Origin of the sequence: Gordonia sp. JH63 (assembly GCF_009856645.1) — a bacterium.
Lineage (GTDB): Bacteria > Actinomycetota > Actinomycetes > Mycobacteriales > Mycobacteriaceae > Gordonia > Gordonia hongkongensis.
The window spans coordinates 5,030,884-5,053,352 of record NZ_CP047235.1; the positions used below are offsets into that span (position 1 = coordinate 5,030,884).

The 22,469-nt window shown below is 67.7% G+C and carries 25 protein-coding genes; 10 read left to right on the forward strand and 15 right to left on the reverse strand.

Annotation, left to right across the window (positions count from 1 at the left end):
• Window positions 1-3 precede the first annotated feature (3 nt).
• Window positions 4-744: a response regulator gene (locus GR168_RS22260; protein ID WP_078112619.1), complete on the reverse strand. Its 741-nt coding sequence runs from the start codon at window positions 742-744 to the stop codon at window positions 4-6.
• 260 nt (window positions 745-1,004) lie between these two features.
• Here GR168_RS22260 and GR168_RS22265 point away from each other — a divergent pair, with 260 nt between their 5' ends.
• The 3 genes from GR168_RS22265 to GR168_RS24060 all read left to right on the forward strand — a co-directional run bounded on the left by GR168_RS22265 (window position 1,005) and on the right by GR168_RS24060 (window position 2,188).
• Entirely contained in the window at window positions 1,005-1,637 is a 633-nt protein-coding gene (locus GR168_RS22265) for a helix-turn-helix transcriptional regulator (protein ID WP_238994972.1), read from the forward strand.
• An 83-nt stretch (window positions 1,638-1,720) separates the two neighbouring features.
• Complete coding sequence (locus GR168_RS24055; protein ID WP_238994973.1) at window positions 1,721-1,879, forward strand: hypothetical protein; 159 nt, start codon at window positions 1,721-1,723, stop codon at window positions 1,877-1,879.
• 75 nt (window positions 1,880-1,954) lie between these two features.
• Entirely contained in the window at window positions 1,955-2,188 is a 234-nt protein-coding gene (locus GR168_RS24060) for a hypothetical protein (RefSeq protein ID WP_238994974.1), read from the forward strand.
• Here GR168_RS24060 and GR168_RS22275 read toward each other — a convergent pair.
• The 4 genes from GR168_RS22275 to GR168_RS22290 all read right to left on the reverse strand — a co-directional run bounded on the left by GR168_RS22275 (window position 2,185) and on the right by GR168_RS22290 (window position 5,246).
• On the reverse strand, window positions 2,185-2,436 hold the full coding sequence (locus GR168_RS22275) for a DUF6480 family protein (protein ID WP_078112504.1): 252 nt from the start codon (window positions 2,434-2,436) through the stop codon (window positions 2,185-2,187). The two genes, GR168_RS24060 and GR168_RS22275, sit on opposite strands and share 4 nt — an antisense overlap.
• A gap of 43 nt (window positions 2,437-2,479) precedes the next feature.
• A complete protein-coding gene (locus GR168_RS22280; protein WP_343213067.1) occupies window positions 2,480-3,508 on the reverse strand; it encodes an alpha/beta hydrolase family protein in 1,029 nt (342 codons plus the stop codon).
• Window positions 3,465-3,875 carry an ester cyclase gene (locus GR168_RS22285; RefSeq protein WP_058252902.1) on the reverse strand — a complete coding sequence of 137 codons (411 nt, stop codon included), beginning with the start codon at window positions 3,873-3,875 and terminating at the stop codon, window positions 3,465-3,467. The genes GR168_RS22280 and GR168_RS22285 overlap by 44 nt, the downstream gene beginning before the upstream one ends.
• A gap of 78 nt (window positions 3,876-3,953) precedes the next feature.
• Window positions 3,954-5,246: a nucleotide disphospho-sugar-binding domain-containing protein gene (locus GR168_RS22290; protein WP_238994975.1), complete on the reverse strand. Its 1,293-nt coding sequence runs from the start codon at window positions 5,244-5,246 to the stop codon at window positions 3,954-3,956.
• Between the two features lie 187 nt (window positions 5,247-5,433).
• Here GR168_RS22290 and GR168_RS22295 point away from each other — a divergent pair, with 187 nt between their 5' ends.
• Window positions 5,434-6,057, forward strand: coding sequence for a TetR/AcrR family transcriptional regulator (locus GR168_RS22295; RefSeq protein ID WP_159371699.1), 624 nt, complete (start codon window positions 5,434-5,436; stop codon window positions 6,055-6,057).
• Here the strand turns inward: GR168_RS22295 and GR168_RS22300 are convergent, their stop codons facing one another.
• Window positions 6,058-7,227 carry a low temperature requirement protein A gene (locus GR168_RS22300; RefSeq protein ID WP_159371700.1) on the reverse strand — a complete coding sequence of 390 codons (1,170 nt, stop codon included), beginning with the start codon at window positions 7,225-7,227 and terminating at the stop codon, window positions 6,058-6,060.
• Between the two features lie 186 nt (window positions 7,228-7,413).
• Here GR168_RS22300 and GR168_RS22305 point away from each other — a divergent pair, with 186 nt between their 5' ends.
• Complete coding sequence (locus tag GR168_RS22305; protein ID WP_078112615.1) at window positions 7,414-8,805, forward strand: acyl-CoA synthetase; 1,392 nt, start codon at window positions 7,414-7,416, stop codon at window positions 8,803-8,805.
• Between the two features lie 151 nt (window positions 8,806-8,956).
• Entirely contained in the window at window positions 8,957-9,814 is an 858-nt protein-coding gene (locus GR168_RS22310; RefSeq protein ID WP_078112501.1) for a hypothetical protein, read from the forward strand.
• A gap of 77 nt (window positions 9,815-9,891) precedes the next feature.
• Here GR168_RS22310 and GR168_RS22315 read toward each other — a convergent pair whose 3' ends face one another.
• Both GR168_RS22315 and GR168_RS22320 read right to left on the reverse strand, forming a co-directional pair.
• Complete coding sequence (locus GR168_RS22315) at window positions 9,892-11,079, reverse strand: alpha/beta fold hydrolase (RefSeq protein ID WP_078112500.1); 1,188 nt, start codon at window positions 11,077-11,079, stop codon at window positions 9,892-9,894.
• Window positions 11,076-12,194, reverse strand: a complete 1,119-nt coding sequence (locus tag GR168_RS22320; protein ID WP_078112499.1) for a homogentisate 1,2-dioxygenase — start codon at window positions 12,192-12,194, stop codon at window positions 11,076-11,078. Before GR168_RS22320 ends, GR168_RS22315 begins: the two co-directional genes overlap by 4 nt.
• A gap of 142 nt (window positions 12,195-12,336) precedes the next feature.
• Between GR168_RS22320 and GR168_RS22325 the strand changes: the two genes are divergently transcribed.
• Together GR168_RS22325 and GR168_RS22330 are read left to right on the forward strand one after the other, a co-directional pair.
• Window positions 12,337-12,945: a TetR/AcrR family transcriptional regulator gene (locus GR168_RS22325; protein ID WP_078112614.1), complete on the forward strand. Its 609-nt coding sequence runs from the start codon at window positions 12,337-12,339 to the stop codon at window positions 12,943-12,945.
• Between the two features lie 47 nt (window positions 12,946-12,992).
• Window positions 12,993-13,568 (forward strand): GNAT family N-acetyltransferase, encoded by a 576-nt coding sequence (locus GR168_RS22330; protein ID WP_078112498.1) that lies wholly within the window; start codon window positions 12,993-12,995, stop codon window positions 13,566-13,568.
• A gap of 13 nt (window positions 13,569-13,581) precedes the next feature.
• On the opposite strand, the gene GR168_RS22335 is transcribed toward GR168_RS22330, so the two are convergent.
• The 7 genes from GR168_RS22335 to GR168_RS22365 all read right to left on the reverse strand — a co-directional run bounded on the left by GR168_RS22335 (window position 13,582) and on the right by GR168_RS22365 (window position 21,454).
• On the reverse strand, window positions 13,582-14,310 hold the full coding sequence (locus tag GR168_RS22335) for a DUF429 domain-containing protein (RefSeq protein ID WP_159371701.1): 729 nt from the start codon (window positions 14,308-14,310) through the stop codon (window positions 13,582-13,584).
• A 26-nt stretch (window positions 14,311-14,336) separates the two neighbouring features.
• Complete coding sequence (locus tag GR168_RS22340) at window positions 14,337-15,638, reverse strand: TrpB-like pyridoxal phosphate-dependent enzyme (RefSeq protein ID WP_058252911.1); 1,302 nt, start codon at window positions 15,636-15,638, stop codon at window positions 14,337-14,339.
• A gap of 58 nt (window positions 15,639-15,696) precedes the next feature.
• Complete coding sequence (locus GR168_RS22345) at window positions 15,697-16,362, reverse strand: response regulator (protein ID WP_159371702.1); 666 nt, start codon at window positions 16,360-16,362, stop codon at window positions 15,697-15,699.
• Window positions 16,359-18,053 (reverse strand): sensor histidine kinase, encoded by a 1,695-nt coding sequence (locus GR168_RS22350; RefSeq protein ID WP_159371703.1) that lies wholly within the window; start codon window positions 18,051-18,053, stop codon window positions 16,359-16,361. Before GR168_RS22350 ends, GR168_RS22345 begins: the two co-directional genes overlap by 4 nt.
• 105 nt (window positions 18,054-18,158) lie before the next feature.
• A complete protein-coding gene (locus tag GR168_RS22355) occupies window positions 18,159-19,670 on the reverse strand; it encodes an SLC13 family permease (protein ID WP_264186651.1) in 1,512 nt (503 codons plus the stop codon).
• Window positions 19,671-19,755: 85 nt separating this feature from the next.
• The gene (gene dinB, locus GR168_RS22360; RefSeq protein ID WP_159371705.1) at window positions 19,756-20,964 is read right to left on the reverse strand and encodes a DNA polymerase IV; all 1,209 of its coding nucleotides are present in this window, start codon (window positions 20,962-20,964) and stop codon (window positions 19,756-19,758) included.
• A gap of 61 nt (window positions 20,965-21,025) precedes the next feature.
• Window positions 21,026-21,454 carry a DUF1232 domain-containing protein gene (locus GR168_RS22365; protein WP_159371706.1) on the reverse strand — a complete coding sequence of 143 codons (429 nt, stop codon included), beginning with the start codon at window positions 21,452-21,454 and terminating at the stop codon, window positions 21,026-21,028.
• 83 nt (window positions 21,455-21,537) lie between these two features.
• Between GR168_RS22365 and GR168_RS24065 the strand changes: the two genes are divergently transcribed.
• Window positions 21,538-21,981, forward strand: a complete 444-nt coding sequence (locus GR168_RS24065; RefSeq protein ID WP_223259023.1) for a class I SAM-dependent methyltransferase — start codon at window positions 21,538-21,540, stop codon at window positions 21,979-21,981.
• Window positions 21,982-22,035: 54 nt separating this feature from the next.
• Entirely contained in the window at window positions 22,036-22,347 is a 312-nt protein-coding gene (locus GR168_RS24070; protein ID WP_223259022.1) for a hypothetical protein, read from the forward strand.
• The last annotated feature ends 122 nt before the right edge of the window (window positions 22,348-22,469 follow it).

Consider the following 22,469-nt stretch of genomic DNA (forward strand, 5'->3'; position numbering starts at 1 on the left):
TGATCACGTGGGCATCGATCCGAGGACGTCGGAGTGCCCGTGGCGTCGGCACCAGCTGATCAGGTATCGCGCGTGTAGACCGCACCACCGGTAGACGGCGGCCTGGGTCACCGGCAGCGATGCGTCGTGCTCACCGCGCTCGACGATGATGGGCCCGAGGTAGTGGCTCGTCACCTTGTTCGCGGTGTTCGGCGACACCTTGGCGGCGCGGGCCAATGAGGCGTTGTCCGAGGCGCTGCCCGACGCAATCGCCCCCGCGAGACGGCCCGCGGTATGGCCGCGCCGACCATCGAACAACTCGTAGAGCGGTGGACGGCGCGCCGACGCGGCCCTGGGCAGGGCCTGGCCGAGCGCCACCGAGCGCACAACACCGACCAGCGTCGCGAAACCGTCCGATTTGGCGATGACCCCCGCGACCTCGTCGCGCAACCGCGCCTCGTCGAGATGGTCCTGTTCCAGCCCGTGTCCCTGGGTCGCCAGGACAACCGGCGCGTGCCGGTCATGGTGGTCGAGGGTGTCGATGACGTCGAGTCCGTCGAAGGTCCATTCCAGGTCAGGTCGGTTCCAGATCAGATCCGCCACCACGACGTCGAATCGCACGTTGCCGGCGATGCACTGGACGAACTCGTCGCGGCCGGTGGCAACGGTGACCGTGGCCTGATCGAGCGCCTTGGTCAGCGGCACCGCGACCACGTGTCCCAGCGGGGAGGCGACAAGGACCCGCATGTCGGTCGGCACAGGCATGATCATGCCCGATATGTACGCGGTGTGCGCGATCACGCATCCGATCGGACTAGAGGGTGGTTATTTACCCTGCAATCACCACATCGGGTTCGAGATACCGCTGACAAATCGTCTCACGTTCGTAAGGCTGAAGAAGTTGGCGTTCGTGAAATAAATTCTCGATGCCCGATCGCGAGCCATGTCGATCATCCGAGAGAGTCCCGCCGTTTGTTCGGCTCACAGCTCCCGGCCGAATCGAAGTCGACAGGAGATCCCGGCACGTGTCCGTACCCCTCAACGACGCCCCCCGGTCGGCGGCCCCCGGCACCGGGCCCACTGCCGCGCCGAGTCCGGAGCGGCGAATCACGGCCGTCGTTGCCGAGCACGACATCTTCGACGCCGCCCTGGCCGCTCTCGTGGAGAGCGCCGGCTACGACGCGACGGTCGTCGAACCCGCCCAGCTCGCTGCCCTACGGAACCCGAGCGCGATTCTGGTGCGGTCGGCCGCGATGCTCGGGTTCGTCCGGCGGGTGGCATCGCTGCGCACCGTCAAGGTGATCTTCGTGGGCAACGGGGTCGCGGGCTTCGATCACATCCGTGTCTCACCGCGGGCCCCGGCCGCCGAGGACGAGCTGCAGCGGGCGCTCGAGACTGCGGTGGGGCCGCCGACCCCGCCGTCCGCACCCACACTTGCGAACCGGGTACGCATCACCCAGCGGGAGCTGGAGATCCTCCAGACCTACACATTGGGTGCGACGCTGCGTCAGACGTCGCGTGTCCACGAGATCGCCGAGAGCACGGTGCGCGAGCACTATCGGCGTGTCGCCCGACGCTACGAGGAAGCCGGCCGGCCGATCGGGAACAAGGCCCAGTTGCTGGTCGAGCTCATCGCCGACGGCTGGGTGCGCCCCTGACACCGCCGCCGTGGCCGACGTGCGGCTCAGTTGGTGTCCTTTGCCTCACGACAGAGGCTCTCCGACAGTGCAGACTTCCGACCATGACCGCGCCTGCCGACTCCCTCGACGAACGGGGGATCGGGAACCGACGGACCGGCACGGCGTGGACGCTCGCCGGGATGGAGCTGTTCGTGTCGTTGTCGGCACTCGCCGGCGGCTCGGCTCTCATGACCGATCAGTGGTCGATGCCGCGGGAGTGACTCACCCACACGCCGTTCGAGACCTGGACCGCTCCCGGTGTCGCACTGATCGCCGTAGTCGCGTTACCCCACCTGGTGGCTGCCGTGGTCGCCGCCGTCCCGTCCGTGCCCGCGCGGTTGGGCATAATCGGCGGCCTGCTCGCCGGGTCGTCGCTGATGGTCTGGATCATCATCCAGATCGCGCTGCTGCAGGTGTTCTTCTTCCTACAACCCGTGCTCTTCGTCGTCGGCATCGGTGAGATCGCGCTGGCGATCCGCTGGCGGCGCGTCCGCTGCCCGTCGACGCCGGGTGACGGCGCTGAACCCTAGAAGAGCCCCACGGCGCGGCCGATCAGACCGAGCGCGACGATGAGAAAGATGATCGCCGCGATGGCGATGACGATCACGCCGCCGGCACGCCTGCGTTGCGGCGGTTCGTGCTCCTCTCCCCCGACCGCGGATTCCGCCGGCGGTGTGTCACCGGGCGCCACTCCGCCGCCGGGCTCGAGTCCCGCCGTGCTGGACGGGTCGGGGTTTTGCGGGTTGAACGGTTTGCGGGCGGGGTCATTGTCAGCCATACGGGCGGTGTACCCGGAATGGCGCGAAGTCACTCGTGGGCTGTCAGAGACCGGGTGCGAGTGCGGCGAACATCACGGGCAGATCGTCGGCCCAGTAGGGCCATGCGTGCGTTCCGATCGCACGGAAATGGACGACCGGCTGCAGCCCCTCGGACCTCATCCGGCGGGCGAACTCGTTCGAGCACGCGTTGACCGAGTTCTCAAGTACCGCTCCCGTCGCGATCTTCTCCCCACGGTGCCGGCCCGGGTCGAGCCGGGTGCGTTGATCGAGGGGGCCGGGCGCGCCGGTCCCGGACGCGATGAAGACGCGCTTCCCGACGAGGGCCGGCAGGCGGCGACCCGGGTCGTGGTCGGCCCATCCCGGCGCGTTCCACGGACCCCACATGTTGGTGGGATCCCCACCGTCCCGGATGATCGCGGCTCGGGTCTGCCCTTCGTGCACCGGGCCGGTCGTGAACGGGCAACCGCTGATGGAACCGACGCCCGTGTACAGGCCCGGCCGGCGCGTCGCGAGTGTGAACGCGGCCTGGCCCCCCATGGACAGGCCCGCGATCGCGTTCCGCCCGTTGCCGTGGAACCGGCCGTCGATCAGCGACGGCAGTTCGACGGTCAGGAACGTCTCCCACTGCGGACGCCCGAACGTCGCGTCGTCGTGCTGCCAGTTCGTGTAGAACGCCCCCTGGCCGCCGGGCAGCACCGCATTGACGTTCTTGTCGCGGAAATACCTGTCCGCGCGGGCTTCCCGTATCCAGTCGCTGATCGCCGTCTTGTGGCCGCCCCCGTCGAGGAGATACAGCGTCCCGCGCGACCGGGAGTGCGCCGGTGCAACACGCTCACCGGCACGTTCCGGCCCATCGCAGCCGAACGGATCACCAGATCGTGCCGCTGCGGCCCGACCGCCACACTGCTGATCACCGACGCCGACGCGGATACCGGTGCCGCCAAGACGATTCCCTGCGTACCCGAGACGATCGGACCGGCGACGAGCGCGGCCGCGAAGACCCTGGTCAACCGGCGCCGAGCACGACTCATCCGGGTAGCACGCCCAGTTGTCCGAGGAAGTCGAGCTGATCGAAGTACAGGTGCTCGGACATCAGCTCCGAGCCGTCGATCCGGTAGGTCGCACTCCATCGGAACGAGACAGGCCGTCCGGTGGGTTCGACCGGACCCGACGGACTCTGCAACACTCCGTCGTGGACACCGTCGAACGTGCCCTCCACCGAGGCGTTGTCGCCGTCGACGACATACGAACCGACGGTGAGGCGACCGTCGGAGAAGGCGCCCTGGAAGACGGACAGGAAACCCAGTACGCCCTCCCGTCCCGTGAACACCCCACCCGGCGAGACCAATTCCGCATCGGCGGACCATGGTTCGTTCTCCGGTGCGCGGTCGTTGAAGGCATCGATGTGCGCGTCGATGACTGCTCGTGCATCACTCATGTCGGGCTCTCTTTCTCGGTTGTCGTCGGCAGGTGCGCCGACATTCGGCTATCCGGATGACACAGACCGCGCGGCGGGTCAGGATGAGCGGGTCGATCGACGAACCGCCCGATCGACTTCGGTCACGATCGTCTGGGTCGAGTCGTAACCGGCGATCGCATGCGCCATCTGCCGGCACCGAACGGCAACGTCGTCGTCGGCCAGGATGCGGCGTACCGTCGCGGCGAGGTCCGCAGGAGCGGGTCGCCGGGTCCCCAGATCTGCGCCGACCCCGAAGTACGCCACCCGAGCCGCGACTTCGGGCTTGTCCTCACCCCCTGGTGCGACGACGACGGGCACGCCGTGGCGCAGCGCCTGCAGCACTCCGCCGTAGCCGCCGTTGGTGATCAGCACCGATGTGCGCGGCAACAGTGCGCCGTAGTCGAGGAACCGCGCGACCCGCGTGTTGTCGTTCCGCGGCACGGGATCCGGTTCCGCACCGCCGGTTGTCACGACGACCTGGACGTCCATCTCGGCCAGCCCGGCGACGGCGGGTTCGATCAGTTGGGAGAAGTCGTCGTTGTCGAGCGTGCCCTGGGTGACGTGGACGATCGGGCGGTCGTCGTCGAGCATCTCCGACCACCACGACGGCGGGGGAACAGCAACGCCGGCGAACACCGGCCCCGCGAACACCGTGTTCGGCGCGAGATCGGATCGGGGATACTCGAATTCGGCCGGGCCCAGCTGGACGAAACGGTCGAACGCCCTGGACAGGTCGAGGACGAAATGATCAAGCGTGCCTCCGGCCCGTCGGACCAGGTCCCGCGCCGAGGACTGCGTGGACGCGAACAACACCCGCCGTACTGCCATGTGAGCCAACCGGTTACGGAGCCGACCCAGCCGGCCGGTCATCGGCGGCAAACCGCTGTTGAAGGGTGCGACGTCGGGACTGGACTGAGCGAGCGGCATGGTGCCGACACCGATCACCGGAGGCCGCCGGCCCGGGGGCCGGGACAGCAGGGGGATGATCCCGGCGAAGGTGCCGTCGCACAGGATCACGTCAACGCCCCGGCGGCCGACGACCGACGCCACCGCCGTCGCCTGCTCCGGCAGCGGCGCGATGAACGTCCGCTCGACCTGATAGCGCGACAACGCCAATCCGCGATGCCGATGCCGGTCGGGGGTGAAGCTGTCGGGGTCACGTTCGTCCAGATCGGCGACTCCGGTCAGCGATTCGACGGTCAACCCTGCGTCGCCAACCCGGTCGGCGAAGCGCGAGCCGGTCAGCATGATCACCTCGTGACCCCGATCCGCCAGCACACGTCCGACAGCGGTGAGCGGACCGACGTGTCCGGCCAGCGGCGTGGCGCACACCAGAATGGTCGACATCATTCCTCCATTTGAGTAGAGCTCGACTCTAACCAAATCGGACGACGGATGAGCGCTCTCACGCGATTGGTCCCATCTTTGCACTTCAGCGAGCTAAATGAGTTCCGGGGACTGTGATCGATCTTTGGGCAAAGCCCAGCAAGGCCACTACTATCGTTGTTGTTGGAGTCCGACCCGATCGGAGGCCGGCGTGAGCAAACGCCCCTACACACCGCGTAAGCGCGCGATCAGCGCGGCGCAGACGCGGACGCGCATCCTCGACGCCGCCCAGGCGCTGTTCGTCCAGCAGGGATATTCGCGGACCACAGTGCAGCAGATCGCGCAGCAGGCCGGGGTGTCCGTCGGCACCGTGCATCAGGCGGGGTCGAAAGCGTCCCTCATGACGGCCGTCCTCGAACGCGCCTTCACCGGTGACGAGAAGTTCGTCTCGCTGCTCGAACGACCCGAGTTCATCGCGATCATGAACGACACCGACACCGATCGCGCCATCGGGCGGTACGTCGACCACGTCGTCGCCGCCAACAGTCGGATCGCCGATCTATGGCATGCCGCGACGCTGGCGGCCGACACCGACCCGGCCATCGGCGAACAGCTCGAGCGGTCTGAGCTCCGCCGGCTCGACGACGTGCATACCGGCTGCCACTGGTTCGTCCACCGGGGCCTGATCTCCGACACCCGGGTCGACGAATTCGCCGACATTCTGAGCTATCTCACCGGCCCGGCGACCCATCGCTACTTCACCGTCGAACGGAACTGGAGCACCCCGCGATTACGCAGCTGGCTGCTCACCGGCATCATGGCGGCGATGCGGTAGTCACACCTGCGGGTCACCGGTTGTGGTGAGCGGTGGTCGAAAGACCAGGACGATGACGATCGCGACGAGGAAGACGGCGGTCAAGGCGAACGGGACCGGGATGACCGGGTCGAGCAGGACCAGCACGGCACCAACCGGTACCACGGTGTTCACCACGCGATCGGCGTTGACGCGCAGAGCAATCCACCAGATGCCCAGGATGAAGACCGCGATGGGGATCGTGACCGTGAACGACGCCTGGGTTTCCGTCAGCTCGCTGTGGTGGGTCAGGACGTCGATCTCGACCTCGATACCGGCCGAGAAGGCACCGGCAGCGGCGAAGACGAAGTAGTGGACGTATCCGTACCGGAGGGAGTCGGCGAGCGATCCGATGGCCCGGTGGTGCGGCGGCCAGAAGTAGATCCACCACAGCGCCGCGGTCGCGATGAACGTGAGGATCGCGATCGAGATCAGCGGGGCGAGCTCCTGTTCGTTGTGCAGCGCCTCGATGATGGCGTTCGACGACGCCAACAGGCTCTCGCCGAGCAGGATCAGCGTGAACAGTCCGTACCGTTCGGTGATGTGGTGTGGATGCCACGGAGTGTTTCCCTGCTTCTCGGCGATCACCGGCACCGCGAGCTCGGCACCGACGAGCACCACGAACCCGATGGTTGCGGCTGCTCCCGACGGTACGAGGAGCCATAGCAGCCAAAGGATCTGGACGACGGCGATCCCGGCGGCATAGAGCCGGGTCGTCCGGCGGCGGTCTCCGGCAGAGCCGGAAGCGCGCAACCACTGGGCGACCATCGCGACGCGCATGACCACGTAGCCGAACACGACCAGGGTGAACTCGTGGTCGACGAAGGCGGGCTCGATCCCGGCGGCCAGCACCAGCACACCCGCCATCTGGACGAAGGTGAGCACCCGGTAGAGCCAGTCGTCGGTGCCGAACGATGTCGCGAACCAGGTGAAGTTCATCCACGCCCACCAGATGGCGAAGAAGATGAAGGCGTACGACACCACCCCGTCGACGATGTGGTTCTCGGTGAGTGCGTGATGGAGCTGGACGGCCGCGATGCTGACCGCGACCACGAAGACCAGATCGAAGAAGAGCTCGAGCGTGCTGGCCGTCCGGCCCGGTTCGGCCGGGTCTCGTAGGCGCATGGTGCTCAGGTGAAAGCGCTCAGACATCGTTGCCCCCGATCGGTCGCTGCGTGTGCACGAGATCATGCCATCGGCGCCGAGGGCATGCGCTCAGGAGTGCGGGTCGGGGTGTCCCACCGCCGACGGCGGTCGGCGTGCGGGGCGCACGCCGTGTGACCTCGGCGATCTGCGCAGGTGACGGGCGGGATGGACCCGTCGTGGCACAGTGAACACGTGCTGCTGCCCACCCTGACCCCCACCGCACCGGACGATCCCGCCGTGATCCGTGTCGGCGACGACAAGCTGTCGCGCGAGGACCTCGTCGGGGCCGCGACGGCAGTCGCCGAACGGATCGCCGGCGCCCGAACCGTCGCGGTACTGGCCACGCCGACGGTGGAGACGGTGCTGGCGGTGGTGGGCGCGCTGATCGCCGGGGTGCCGGTCGTCCCCGTTCCGCCCGACTCCGGGCCGCGCGAGTTCGAGCACATCCTCGCGGACTCGGGGGCACAGGCGTGGCTGGGGCAGGCCCCCGCCGAACCCACCATTCCTGTCATCCCGGTCCGCCGCTACGCGAAATCGTGGCACCGTCACCCGGAACCGCACGCCGATTCGACCGCACTGATCCTCTTTACCTCCGGCACGACCGGCCTCCCCAAAGGTGTTCCGATCACCAGGCAGAGCATCGCCGAGGGTCTCGACGCACTCGCCGATGCTTGGCTGTGGACCGCCGACGACACTCTGGCGCATGGCCTTCCGCTGTTCCATGTCCATGGGTTGATCCTGGGGGTCCTGGGTCCCCTGCGACGGGGCGGACGACTGATCCACACCGTCACCCCGACCGCGGACACCTACGCCGGTGCCGCCGGATCCGGCGCGACCATGTTCTTCGGCGTCCCGACGGTGTGGAACCGCGTCGCCGCCGACCCGGCTGCGGCACAGACGCTGTCGTCGGCGCGAGTCCTGGTGTCGGGCAGCGCCCCGCTTCCCGTGCCGGTCTTCGAGCGGATCCACGAGCTCACCGGCCACGAGATCGTCGAGCGCTACGGCATGACCGAAACACTGATCACCGTCAGCACGCGCGTCGACGGACAGCGCCGGCCCGGATGGGTGGGACTCCCGCTCGCCCACGTGGAGACAAGGCTGGTGGAAAACGGCGAGCCGCTACCCCACGACGGCGAGAGCGTGGGCGATCTCCACGTCCGCGGCCCGATGATGGCGTCCGGATATCTCAATCGGCCGGATGCAACCGCCGAATCCTGGCTTCCCGACGGCTTTTTCGCGACCGGTGACGTCGCGGTCATCGACGGAGACGGGATGCACCGCATCGTCGGCCGACGAGCCACCGACCTCATCAAGTCCGGCGGGTTCCGCATCGGGGCCGGCGAGATCGAGACCGTCCTGCTCGCCCACCCGGCGGTCCGCGAGGTGGCGGTGATCGGCGTCCCCGACGACTACCTGGGCCAACGCATCGTCGCCTACGTCGTCGGCGACCAGGTCGCCGACACCGAGCTCATCGAGTTCGTCGCCGGCGAGCTGTCGAATCACAAGCGGCCGCGCGAGATCCGGTTCGTCGAGTCCCTTCCACGCAACGCCATGGGCAAGGTGCAGAAGAAGCTGCTGGAATGACCGTCGTCTGAAGACCGCCCGGTGGAGCGGACCCGACGACGGTCTGCCGGCTGTCCGTTTTCCACGGGCGGTTTTCACACGGCTGACGTAGTAATCCACAGACGTCTCGGACGCCGGGTTCTGCCCGCCGCCACGATAGACACTGTCCCGCATGACCTTCGACGAGCTCACCGAGCGGTTCGGCGGCGTCGTCGCCACCCATCAACTCTTGGCCGCCGGTGAGACCGCCGCATCGATCCGGGATGCGTGCCGTTCCGGCACGCTCTCGTCGATACGCCACGGGTGGTACCGGACCGAGGCCGCCGATCCAGAAGTGGTCGGGGCAGTCGCCGATCATGGCGTTGTCTCCTGTGCGACCGCGCTACGACGCCACGGACTCTGGATACCTGAACATCCCGAACAAGTGCACTCGCGTGTGACGCGCCACGAGCGACGCCGATCCCACGACAGGTGCCGACGGTACGGTCGGCCGACTCCGGCCGACGGCGCCGTCGACGATGTCGCGACAGCATTGCAGTACGCCGCCCGATGCTTCGACGTCGAGGGTTTCGTCATCCTGTGCGACTCCGCACTCAACACCGGCAAGATCACACCCGCACGACTCCGCACCGAGTTCGATGACGCGCCGATGTTCATCAAGCGCGCCATCGAGAAGACTCACCAACTCGCCGCGTCCGGAACCGAGACAGCAGCCCGCCTACGTCTCCGGAGCGCCGGCTTGCGAGTCACGGTCCAGCACCACGTATCCGGTGTCGGGTGGGTCGATCTGCTGGTCGGAGAACGGCTCGCGCTCGAGCTGGACAGCGTCGAACACCACACCGGGATCGAGAAGTACGAGGAGGATCGCACTCGAGACCGAAAGCTGATCTCACGCGGTTACTTTCCGTTGCGAGTCACCTATGCGCAGGTTTTCGGTGATTGGGCCAACACCTATGCGGACATTGCCGAGATCATCGCTCACGGGTACCACCGCAGCCGGTCGCCTGCCTGGAGAAAGCCCAGCCGATAACCGCCCACCAGAAATGGACACCGAACGCTACGTCCCCGAGCACTTTCCACCGGGCGGTTTTCAGCGAACCCAGGCCGTCAGTTGGCCCACCCCCGCTCGGCCAGCCACTCGGTGATGGTCCCGACCGCTTGACTCAGGCGTGGGATCTGGTCCCGGCCCGAGTAGTAGTGCGTCGCACCGACGATGGTGTGCAGGGTCTTGTCGGGATGACCGACCGCGTCGAAGAGGCGGTGCGTATGACTGGGCGTGCACGCGTTGTCGGCGGAGTTGCCGATGACCAGTGTCGGGACCGCGAGATCGGCCGCACACCGGGGACCGTCGCCGTTGGCGTCGTCGAAGCTCCACTGCGACAACCAGCTTCGGAGGGTGGTGAACCGGGCGAGCCCGACCGGGCCCATGTTCACGATCCGCGGATCACCCAGATAGCAACCGAGCTTGCGATCGCTGGGGTCGACGGTCAGGTCGAGCCAGCGCGGATCGGCCATCGTTCCGTGCACGATGAAACCGCGCTCCATCAGCGGTTCGCCCCGCCCGCGCAGATCGACGAGTCGCTCTTTCACCCAGGCGGTGATCCGCCGGTTGCGGTCGATCTGCGCCGCGCGGTAACGGTCGAGGAACTCCGCCGAGTACGGCGGCTGGTTCGGGTTCGAAGGGTTGTAGAGGTCCAGCTCCGGATCGCGGTTGTCGGGGTCCGACTCGTCGAGGATCGACGGGTCCATCCACTCGGTCAGGGTCCCGTGCCGCGAGACGTGCGCCGCAAGCAGCATCATGCCGTCCGCGGCGGGGAGGTCGAGGGCGGTCAGGTCCGGCGGCTCACCGGCGGGGGTCGCGGTGACCGTCGCGTGCTGTGCCTGCTGCTGGTAGTACAGCGACAGGGCGCCGCCACCGCTCCAACCGGCCAGGATGACCTTCTCGTAACCGAGGCGTTCGCGCGCATCCTTCACGCACGCACCGAGATCCTGCACCACCTTCTCCATGATCAACGCACTGTCGACGCCGCGATACCGGCTGTTGCAGTAGATGACGTGGTGACCGGCGCGGGCGAGGGCATTGGTCATCGGCAAGTAGGCGCCGCCCCCGATCGGGTGCATGAAGACGATGACGTTCTTCGACGCCACGCCACGGGGGCGGAGCAGGTAGCTCTCGAGCACCACACTCTCGGTGACCCCGCCGTAGGTGTCCTGGTACGCCGAGAGATCATCGAAGACAACGAGATAGGGAATGCGGTTGTAGTCGTGACGGGGCACGTCCCCCCGGTCGCTCATACTCGTGACCCGGCGTCGGCCTGTGCGGAGTCCGCGACCCCGGATTCGAAAAGTGCGGGTGCGGCGATCAACCGTCGACGGGTGTCGATCGAGATCACCTGCCATTCCACGCGGTCGAACTCGTCGAACTTGCGCCGGGAACGCTCTCGCGCCCGCTCCGGGATGCCGTGATGCATCCCCTGGGGTGCGTGGGAGATCAGGCCCGGCGGCATGCCGACTCCGAACATGCTGCCGCCGTGGAAGAACGCGATCTCGTCGAAGTCGGTGTTCCGGTGGTACCACGGCAGCCGTTCGGCACCCTTGCGCGCCTCGGCGGGGCGCGGCAGGAAGTTCATCACGTACACCCCGGTCGCCTGCATGAACAGATGCACCGTGGGCGGCAGATGCACCGTCTCGGAGGTGATGACGTCGTAGTCCTCGATGTTGAACGTGAACGGGAAATTGTCTCCACGCCAGCCCTCTACGTCGAGCGGGTGGAACGGGTAGAACAGCGATGTCTGCCCCTCTCGCTGCCGGAACCGCACCTCGTACTCGTCTCGGCCGTCACCGTCGAACGCCTCCGCCTCGGGAACGACGACGAGCGAGGAGTCGAAGGGGAAGAACCTGCCCAGCACGCCCGGCTCGGGCACCCGGAACTCGTCGACCGCCTCGATGACGAGCAGCAACGACGCACCGTCGGGCACCTGACGATAGGTGCACCCTTTGGGGAGATATACGTAATCGCCGGGCCGGTAGGGCAATCGACCGAACTCGGTCTCGAAGTACCCGGTGCCCTCGTGGACGAAGACGAGTTCGTCGCCGTCGACCGGGCGAAACCAGAACGGAGCGGCCTCTTTCCGACGACTCAAAGAAATCCGGCAGTCCTCGTTATGGAACATCAGCAGCGGCTCACCCGCGGGGTCGTTCTGGTCGGAGGGCACGAGGTCGGTGACGATCCGATCGACGCCGGTGTGGGTGCCCACCGCCCGGAACTGCGTCGGGTCGTTGCGTCGATACAGGTGTGCCGTGCGACCGGTGAAACCGTATCGTCCGAGCTCATCGTCTTTCAGATCGGCGACATCTCGGTGCACCTGCCGAGGCGTGCGCCCCTTGCGATGCTGGACGAACGATTCCATGCCGAACTCCTGTCTCTGGGTTTTTCTGATGCTAGATTCAGGTTCAGAAGATGACAAGGGTCACACTGCTCGTCGATTCGAGTGCGGTCTTCGACCCGTCCACATGGTTCGATGGGGAATCGGTCCGCGGAAGGAGCTCACGGTGCCGCCGACGAACAAAGGTCGCCAGACCGAGGCCGCGTTTCTCGACGCAGCGCGCCGGACGTTCGCCGAAAAGGGCTACCTGAACACCAAGATCTCGGACATCTCCGCCGCTGCCGGCCGCTCGACGGGTTCGTTCTACAACTACTACGACAGCAAGGACAGGCTGCTCGAAGCCCTGCTGGATCAATTCTCTGACGAAGTGGTGGAGCAGTCGCTCGCGACCCGGCACACCGACCCGGAGGCGAGCGTCCGCGCGGCCGTGACCGCGTATTGGACGACGTACAAGAAGTACCTGCCCGAGATCATCGGCCTGTTCCAGATGTCGATGACCGACGACGATTTCCACAACCGCTGGCTGGCCAACCGGGTCTCCGGTGTGAAGCAGGTGCTGTCGGGTCTGCACGGTGCCGAGCGCGCGGGGTACTCCATCGGCCTGCCGCTCGAACCGCTGGCGTCCGCACTGGTCGCGACCCTCGAATCCACTTGCTGGACCTGGCTTGCGGTCCGCGGTGACGCCGCCGGGCCCGTACCCGACGACGACACGGCCATCGAGATCCTCACCGCGATCTGGTACCGGACCGTCTTCGGGGCCGGACCGGCGAGCTGACCACAACCCCCTTGCCCTCCCGGACCGAGCCGACGACCATGGGGCCCATGCCCATCGAGGTCCGGCCCGCGACGATCTTCGACGACATCGCCACGATGGTCGGCCCGAAGAAACCGACGTCGAACGTCTGCTGGTGCCTGAGCTACCGCATCCCGAGCAAGCAGAACCAGGAGCTGGTCCGCGAGCAGCGCGGGGAGTTCGTGAAAGAGCTGTGCGACAGCGGCATTCCGATTGGTGTGCTCGCCTACGACGACGCGGGCGAGGTCGTCGGCTGGGCGGCCGTCTCGCCGCGCGCGGACACGAGCTTCGCACGCAACCGGAAGATCCCGCACGTGGACGACCTGCCGGTGTGGTCGGTGTGGTGCATCCGCGTCCGCCCCGGTCATCGCAAGCAGGGGATCTCGCACGCACTGCTGGCCGGGGCCGTCGACTATGCGCGGTCGAACGGCGCGCCGGCGATCGAGGGTTATCCCGTCGACAATCAGGGCGCCAAGGTCGATCTGACGATGGCCTACGTCGGGACCCGCGGCCTGTTCGAGAAGGCCGGTTTCACCAAGGCGGCCGACACCTCGTCCGTCCTCGCCGGATTCCCACGCGTGCTCATGCGGTTGTCGCTGGACTGATCGAGACCACGACTCAGATCAGTTCCGCCAGTTCGGCGGTGGGTACGTGGATCCAACCCTCCCGCGCGGCGACCGGCCGGTCGGTGGCATCGGGCAAGATGGTCCGGCCGAGCTCGGCGGCACGCGCGATCAGTGCGGTGATCACGGCGTCGAACGCGTCGTCGTCACGGGCCATGGTCTCGGCATGATCGCCGAGATCCAACCATGGCGCAGCTTCTTCGAATGCCACGACGAGTCCGGCGAGCACCGAAACGTTGGCGGCACGTTTGTATCCGCGCGAGGTCAGTCCCCATCGTTTGAGTGCCCCCGCGGGGTACGCCTCGACCGCCCACCCGTCGACGCGGTCGTCGACTCCCAGGTCCGCGAGCAAGCCTGCACATCGGAACGCGACGTGCGCGATCTGGTCCGCCGACACGCTGAGCGGGCGACCGACACCGGCGTCGACGATCCGCAGATCGGTGCGACGTAATGCAAGTGGTCGTCGACGGGCGATGTCGTCGAGTTCTCGCCCCTTCGACAATTCGTTGCGATGATGCGCGACGACGAAGTCGACGAACTCGTCGGGCCAGCCGAAGGGCGAATCGATCCCGATGCGGGTCGACCCCTCGACGAGGCGCCGGACGGCGGTGTCGTCCGCGCCCACGACGAGATCGGTGAGCACGGCCTTGTCTGCATCCCAATCGACACACGCGACAGCAGTTTTCGCCGGCGATGCGGACAGGTCGATGCCGACCGTCCGCATCGCCGGGATCACGGTTCCGGGTCGAGTCAGAAGTTGCCCTCGAGGAACTCGGCATACGCGGGCAGATCGAGTTGCCCGTGGCCCGACAGTCCGATCACGACGACCTCGTCCTTGTCGCTGTCGGCGACGTGCGAGGCGCAGGCCGCAATCGCATGCGTCGACTCGGGAGCCGGGACGATGCCCTGGGTCCGGGCGAACTGCACGCCCGCGGAGAACGCGTCGTGCTGGGAGATGGCGACACCCTGCACCAGACCGAGCTCCACCGTGTGGCTCAGCGCCGGCGCCATGCCGTGATAGCGCAGACCACCGGCATGGATCGGGTCGGGCACGAAATCCATACCGAGCGTGTGCATCTTGAGCAACGGGGTGAGTCCGGCGACGTCACCGTGGTCGTAGCGGTACTCCCCCTGCGTGATCGACGGGCACGCGGCGGGCTCGGCGGCGATGACGCGCGGGTCCGAGCGGCCGTGCAGCTTCTCCCGCAGGAACGGGAACGACAACCCCGCGAGGTTCGAACCGCCTCCGGCACAACCGAACACAACGTCGGCACCACCCGGTTCCACCGCGTTGAGCTGGTCGACGGCCTCCTGCCCGATGACACTCTGGTGCAGCACCACGTGATTGAGCACGCTGCCCAGCGCGTAACGGGTGTCGGGGTTCGCGGCCGCGACCTCGACGGCCTCGCTGACGGCCATGCCCAGGCTGCCCGTGGTGTTCGGATCCTTGGCGAGCATCGCTCGACCCGACTCGGTCAGCTCCGACGGACTGGGGTGGATGGTCCCGCCGTAGGTGCGGATGAGGAACCCCCGGTAGGGCTTCGAGCTGTACGACGCACGGACCTGCCACACTTCGACGTCGATGCCGAACTGCGCACCCGCGAACGCCAGTGCGCTTCCCCACTGACCGGCTCCGGTCTCCGTCGTCAGCTTGGTGACACCGTCGAGGCTGTTGTAGTACGCCTGCGCGACAGCCGAATTCGTCTTGTGGCTGCCGACCGGGCTGACACCCTCGTACTTCACGTAGATCCGCGCCCTGGTGTTGAGCGCCTCCTCGAAACGACGCGCGCGGATCAGCGGCGACGGCCGCCACATCCGGTAGATCTCGCGCACCGGTTCGGGGATCTCGATGTAGGGCTCGGTGGACACCTCTTGCGCGATGAGGCCGCTCGGGAACAACGCGGCGAGATCGTCCGGCCCGACCGGTTCCTTGGTGCCCGGATGCAGGTGCGGCGGGATCGGCGAGTCGAGCTCGGCGGCGAGGTTGTACCAATGGGTCGGGACATCCACTGTGATCAGATCCGGATTCCCGGTCTCGACATGCATCGTCATGGATCACCACTCTAATCCTCGGGCCGGTCCCCGCGTCCCGTGCCGACCGATCCCGCTGTCACGCCCCGGGCAGCCGGTACTCCTGCCGGGGCCGGCCGGTGGCGCCGTACTGCAGCGACATCGTCAACCGTCCGGCCGCCACGAGGTTCGCGAGGTGCCGCCGCGCGGTCGGTGCCGCGATGCCGATCTCCCGCGACACATCGTCGGCGAACAGCGGAGCGCCCTCGGCGAACAACGCCAGGATGCGCTGTTCGGTCGGCGAGCCACCCTCGGCCCGGTCCGCGGCGCGGGTGCCGAACCGCAGTGCCGACAGCGCTGCGTCGACGGCGTGCTGGTCGACGTTCTCGCCCGCCAGCATCCGCCGGTACTGGGCATAGCCGGCCAACCGACGCGCGAGGTCGGCGTCGTCGAAGGGTTTGATCAGGTAGGCGAGTGCACCGGCACGCATCGCGCCTCGTACCGCCGAGGCGTCGGTCTCGGCACCGACGATGAAGCAGTCGCAGTCGAGTTCGGCGACCAGTTCGATGCCCGAACCGTCCGGCAGGTAGACGTCGAGGAGTGCGAGATCGATGTCGGGATGTTCGGCGATGGCTTGACGTGCCGCACTGATGCTGCCCGCCCGGGCTCGCACGGTGAAGCCCCGGACGGCGTCGACGATCGCGGAGTGCAACGCCGCGACCCGGAAGTCGTCGTCGACGATCAGGACGCCGTGGTCGTCGGTCATGGGGTCACTCCCGGTTCGTCGGTCTGGCTGTACGAGTCGTCTTCGGCCTCGTCCGTCGGCGCGAGCACGCCGGGCAGGCGGGCGACGAACACGGCCCCGCCCGGTTCGTCATCATCCGCGGAGCCGCGACCCCCCGCATCGGCGACCCACACGTCGCCGCCGACCCGGCGCGCGATCTGCCGGGCCAGGGCGAGTCCCATACCGCGGCCGCCGGGTACGTGCGCGCCGGATTTGGTCGTGGCGCCCTCGGCGAAGACGTCGTCGGGGTCGTCGAAAGCGATGCCGGGTCCAGAATCCCCGACGGTGACCAGGACCGTGTCGCCGTCGGCGATGACCTCGACCTCGACCTCACCGGGCTGTCCACCGTCCGGTCCGGACGCGGCGGCATCGATCCCGTTGTCGACGAGGTTGCCGAGCACGGTGGTGACGACGACGGGTTCGGTGAGCACGCCCTGAATCCAGGTCTGGTCGCCGAGTCGCAGCACCACCCGGCGCTCGCGCGCCTGAGCCGCCTTCGCGTCGAGAAACGCGTGGAGGTGTGGTTCGCGCACATTGTCGAGTCCGCCGAGGAGCGCCCCTCCCGGTCCGGTTCCGGTGACCTCGTCCAGGTAGGCGAGCGCTTCGTCGGCGTGCCCGTGCCGGAGTAGGCCGGCGAGTACGTGCATCCGGTTGGCGGTTTCGTGGCGCTGTGCGCGTAGGGCGGTGCTCATCGACCTGATCGAATCCACCTCGCGGCTGAGTGCTTCGACGTCGGTGCGATCGATCACCGACAGGACCATGCCGAGGTCGCGACCGTCGGCCCGCACCCGATGGGAACTCACCAGGACCACCCGTTCGCCGACACCGGCGGCGAGGGGTTCGTCGGTGGGCGTGGCCAGGACGGTCGCCACCCGCGGGGTCAGGCCGAGGTCGCCGGCGGGGGTGCCGACCGGGGCGTCGATGTCGAGCAGCGCACGCGCCCTGTCGTTGACGACGCGCACGATGCCGTCGGCGTCGACGGCGAGCACGCCGTCGGCCATCGAGTGCAGCACGGCCCCCTGTTCCCGGACGAGCTCGGCCAGATCGTCGGGCTCCAAACCCAGGGTGAGTCGGCGCCACCGACGGGCCAGCAGCACCGAACCCACCCCGCCGATACCCAGTGCCGCAAGCGCGAGGAGCGCGATCGCGACGATGTCGGTGCGGGTCTCGGAGCCCAGGCGTTCGGTGGAGACACCGACGCTCACGAACCCGACGACTGCGCCGTCGGCGTCCAGGACCGGGACCTTCGCGCGGACCGACTCGCCGAGGGTGCCCCGGTCGGTGTTCACCTCGTTCGATCCGGACAGCACCTTCGACGGGTCGGTGGAGACCGTCCTGGCCAGCTCCGTCACCTCGGGATGTGCCAGACGGATGCCGCGGTCGTTGCCGATGACGACGAACAGGGCTCCGGTCCGGGCTCGTACTGCCGCCGCCTGCCGCTGCAGCGGGCCGTCGACCAGGTCCGCCGCGTCCACCCGGTCACCGGGATGGGCGGCGACCTCGCTGCGGACCTCGGCGTCGGCGGCGACCGACTGCGCGATGGCGAGCGCGCGCTGTGCGTACTCGTCGCGCACCCGGTCGTCGGCTCCGGCGATGACCAGACCGAACCCGACCGCGAGGCTGACCGCTATCACCGCCAGCTGCAGGAGCAGCACCTGCGTCCGCAAACGCATGGTGTCAGCCTAATGCTCGCTGTGGGGCAGGCACGCCGACGCGGCGATCCGTGGGGAACGGATCGCCGCGTGGAGTGTGGATCGGCATGCACCGGTTGGGCCGTATCAGAACGGGATGGCCCCGACCAGGACCCCGACGGCGAGCATCACCAGCGAGACGACCGTGGCGCGCCACAGGACCTTCTTGTGGTGGTCGGCCAGGGTGATCCCGGCCAGTGCGACCAGCAGCAGGATCGCCGGGACGAGTGGGCTCTGCATGTGCACGGTCTGGCCGGTGATCGATGCCCGCGCCATCTCGGTGGGGTCGATGCCGTAGCGGGTCGCGGTCTCGGACAGGACCGGTAGCACCCCGTAGTAGAAGGCGTCGTTGCTCATCAGGAAGGTGAGCGGGATCGAGAGCACGCCGATCACGATGGCCATGTGGGGGCCCATCCAGTCGGGGATGCCATCGGCCAGCCAGTGCGCGATGGCGTCGACCATCCCGGTGCCGTTGAACACGCCGGTGAGGACGGCGGCGGCGAGGACCATGGCGACCACCGACACGATGCTCGAGCTGTGCCGGGTGATGGCCTCCTGCTGCTGCTTGATGTGCGGGAAGTTGATGGCCAGGGCGATGCCGGCGAAGATCATGAACAGCACCGGGATGGCGACGATGTCGGCACCGAGGATGGCCAGCAGGGCCACGGTGAGTCCGGCGTTCACCCAGAAGAGCTTGGGCCGCAGGGTTTCCCGATTGGGGTCGAGGACGCCCGAGAAAGATGCGTCGCGGTCGTCGTCGGCGGCGCCCGCCACGGGGCGGCTGAGATCGTGATCGCCGGTGGGAGCGTCGTCGTAGGCGCCCGAGCCTGTTCCCGTCGAACCCGAACCGCGCGCCCGACGACCCTTGGGCGGCAACCCGGTTCCGCCGCCGGCGCCGACCAGTACCTCTTCCTTCGGGGCGAGGATCGAATCCCGGATCTCCAGCTTGCCGATGCGCCGGCGTTCGAGCACACCGAGGTGATAGGCGAAGAGCAGTACGACGATCAGCGCCGCCACCAGTGCGGGGACCATCGGGACGAAGACGTCGTTGGTGTCGATGTTCAGCGCACTTGCGGCGCGGGCGGTGGGGCCACCCCACGGCAAAATGTTCATCGTGCCGTTGGTGAGTCCGGCGACGACCGTGAGGACGACCGGGCTGACGCCGAGCTTCAGGTACAGCGGCAGCAGTGCGGCCGTCGTGATGATGAAGGTCGTCGAACCGTCGCCGTCGAGGGAGACGACACCGGCGAGCACCGCGGTTCCGACCACCAGGCGGGCCGGGTCGTCGTGCACCGCGCGGACGACCGCCCGGACCACCGGGTCGAAGAGTCCGACGTCGATCATGATGCCGAAGAAGATGATCGCGAAGAACAGCATCGCCGCGGTGGGGGCGAGGTCTTTGATGCCGTCGGTGATCATGTCGCTGATGCCGAGGCCGGCACCGGCGAAGAGGCCGAAGGCGACGGGGACGAGGATCAGCGCGACCACGGGCGTCGCCCGCTTGGTGATGATCAGCACCATGAAGGTGGCGACCATCCCGAGGCCGAGGGCTACCAACATTGTCTTACTCGATTCTGCAGCGGATGTGAGGGCGACCACATCGGGTGGTCACATCAGAAGTGTTGGGGGTCACCGGCATCACAGTCACGCTTGGGCGCATAAGTAGCGTTTCGCGCTTTTCGCGCTAGTCGGGCAGCATCGGTGCGTCGTCGCCGTGGTTGCGTCCGATGAGGACCGCGCGGGTGACCGAGTCGCGGCCGAACCGGTCCCGCAGCAGATCCATCGTCGCGTCGAGTTCGTGGGCATGGTCGGTGTCGAAGGGAAGCGTCAGCTGGATGCTGTCGTGGTCGTCGAGGTTGGTCAGCGACAACCCGACCAGGGTGCATCCCCGTTCGCGGATGATCGGCATCGCGTCGGCGAGGAGGCCGCGCGCCGACGCCATGATGAGGTCGGTGCGGTCGGTGGACTCCAGCAGCGTGCGGGACCGGGTGGCGCGGGTGAAGTCGTCGAAGCGCAACCGCAGAACGATTGTCCGACAGACCCGTTCGGCCGTTCGGAGCCGTTTGCCCAATCGTTCGACGATCGCGGTGATGGTCGCCTCGAGGTCGGCCTCGGACTTCGGACGTCGGCCGAGCGCGCGTTGTGAACCGATTGAGCTGCGTCGTTTGCCGGTCTCCACCCGACGCGGGTCCTGGGCGAGTGACAGCGCGAAGAGGTGCCGTCCGGCACCCGACCCGACGATGCCGCGCAACGACCGCTCCCCGAGGGCCGCCAGCTGGCCGACGGTCTCGACTCCTGCGTCGTGCAGCTTGGCCTCGGTGACCGGACCGACCCCCCAGAGTCGACGGACCGGGAGCGGATGCAGGAAGTCGAGTTCGGTTCCCGGCTCGACGATGAGCAGGCCGTCCGGCTTGCCGACGGCGCTGGCGACCTTGGCGAGGAACTTGCTGCGTGCTCCGCCGACCGTGATGGGGAGACCGACCTCCTCGCGGACGCGGCGTCGAATCGTCGATGCGACGTCGTGCGACGTACCGCTGATCCGGCCGAGCCCCCCAACGTCGAGGAAGGCCTCGTCGACCGAGATCCCCTCGACCACCGGAGTGGTGTCGTGGAAGATGTCGAAGACCTCCCGACTCGCCTCCATGTAGGCCTCGAACCGCGGCCGGACGACGATCGCGTCGGGACAGAGTGCCCGCGCCTCGTGGCCCGGCATCGGCGATCGCACCCCGCGGGCCTTGGCCTCATAGCTCGCCGCGAGGACGACGCCGCCGCCGACGAGAACCGGACGGCCGCGAAGCGAGGGGTCGTCCCGCTGCTCGACCGAGGCGTAGAACGAGTCGAGATCGGCATGCAGGATCGACGGATCCCGCCGTTCCCGCCGCTCGATGCGCATAGAACACATGTTCGCATGAGGGTCGGACATGTACCAGCACGTCCGAGGCAGCCGACTCGGGCTATGGGTCCATCGGCTTTGTGGGATCGCCGATGCCGGCCAGGCGGCGCACCGCGACCAGACCGTCGTCGCTGCCGGGCCAATGGCGCCGGAGCGCATCTTGGCCGGCACGGCGGACGACCGAGCGCAGCGCCAACACCACGATGATCGCGTCGTCGGCGTAGCCGAGAACGGGGATGAAGTCGGGAATCAGGTCGATGGGAAGGACCAAGTAGATCAAGAGCAGCATTAGCCGGACGCGGACACCACGGGGGAGTTCTCGGTCAGCGGCCAGCCGTCGCAGCAGTACGACGGTGTCGGGCAGTAGCCGAAGGAGGTCTTTGGCCCGCAAACCGGGTGGGCGAGCGACAAGGAGAGCGATCACCAGGATCACCCACAGCAACAGCACCCCACCTGCGACGGAGATCGCGATGGCGACGAGGCGTTCCATCAGGACGGCTCCGTTCTGTCGGCGAAGGGTGAGACGTCCGCCACTTTATCGGGAACCGTTGTCAACACGTCTACGCTGAACCCATGCCAGGCCCGAGCATCGCCGAGATCTTCAACTCGACCAGTCCCGATTTCGACCTGGTGACTCCCCTCGTCTGGGGTCCGGCGGGCGAGACCCTCGTTGCTCGGGCACGGGTCGCGCTGGGCGATGAGGTTCTCGACATCTGTTCCGGCACCGGTGCCAGCGCGCTGGCCGCCGCGCGGGTCGTCGGACCCGACGGGCACGTCACGGCAGTCGACTTCGCCGCCGATCTGGTGGAGCGTGGCCGAACCAGCGCCTATGCGGCCGGTCTGCGCAACATCGACTTCCGGGTCGACGACGTGACCGCGCTGCCCGGCCGGGAGCGCGGCGAATACGACGTGATCACATGCGGTTTCGGCGTGTTCTTTCTGCCGGACATGGACGACTCGGTGCGCAAACTACTGCCCCTCCTGCGCCCACGTGGTCGTCTCGCAGTCGCGGTATAACATGACGACGCACTCCACGACTTCACCGGCGCCTACTTCGCCGAGGTCGCCCGCGTGACGAACACGCCGCCGCCACCCGGTCCGCGTGCCCCGTCCGACGGACCGCCTCACCCCATCACGCGGATCGACACCGAGGAGAAGATCGTCAGGTGGCTCGAATCGCTTGGCGCAGAAGAGGTGTCCGCGTCAGTTCTCGACCTGCGCGTACCACGGACCGACGAGTTCTCCTGGTCGATGGTCCTCGGCAGCGGGTTGCGCGGCGCACTCGCCGACCTGGACGCCGACGCCGTCGAGGACGTGCGAGTCGGGTTCCTGCAGCGGCTGGCAGACGAGAGGGGATCACCGAAGTCGACTGCGACACACTGATTGCCGTGGGTGAACGACCGGCCGACTGACCTCGCGGCGCTTCCACCGCCGGGCGTCGACGGCTTCGCGCGATTCGGCTGCAGACGCCCAATCCGTGGTGAGACCGCGGGTACAGTCGCATT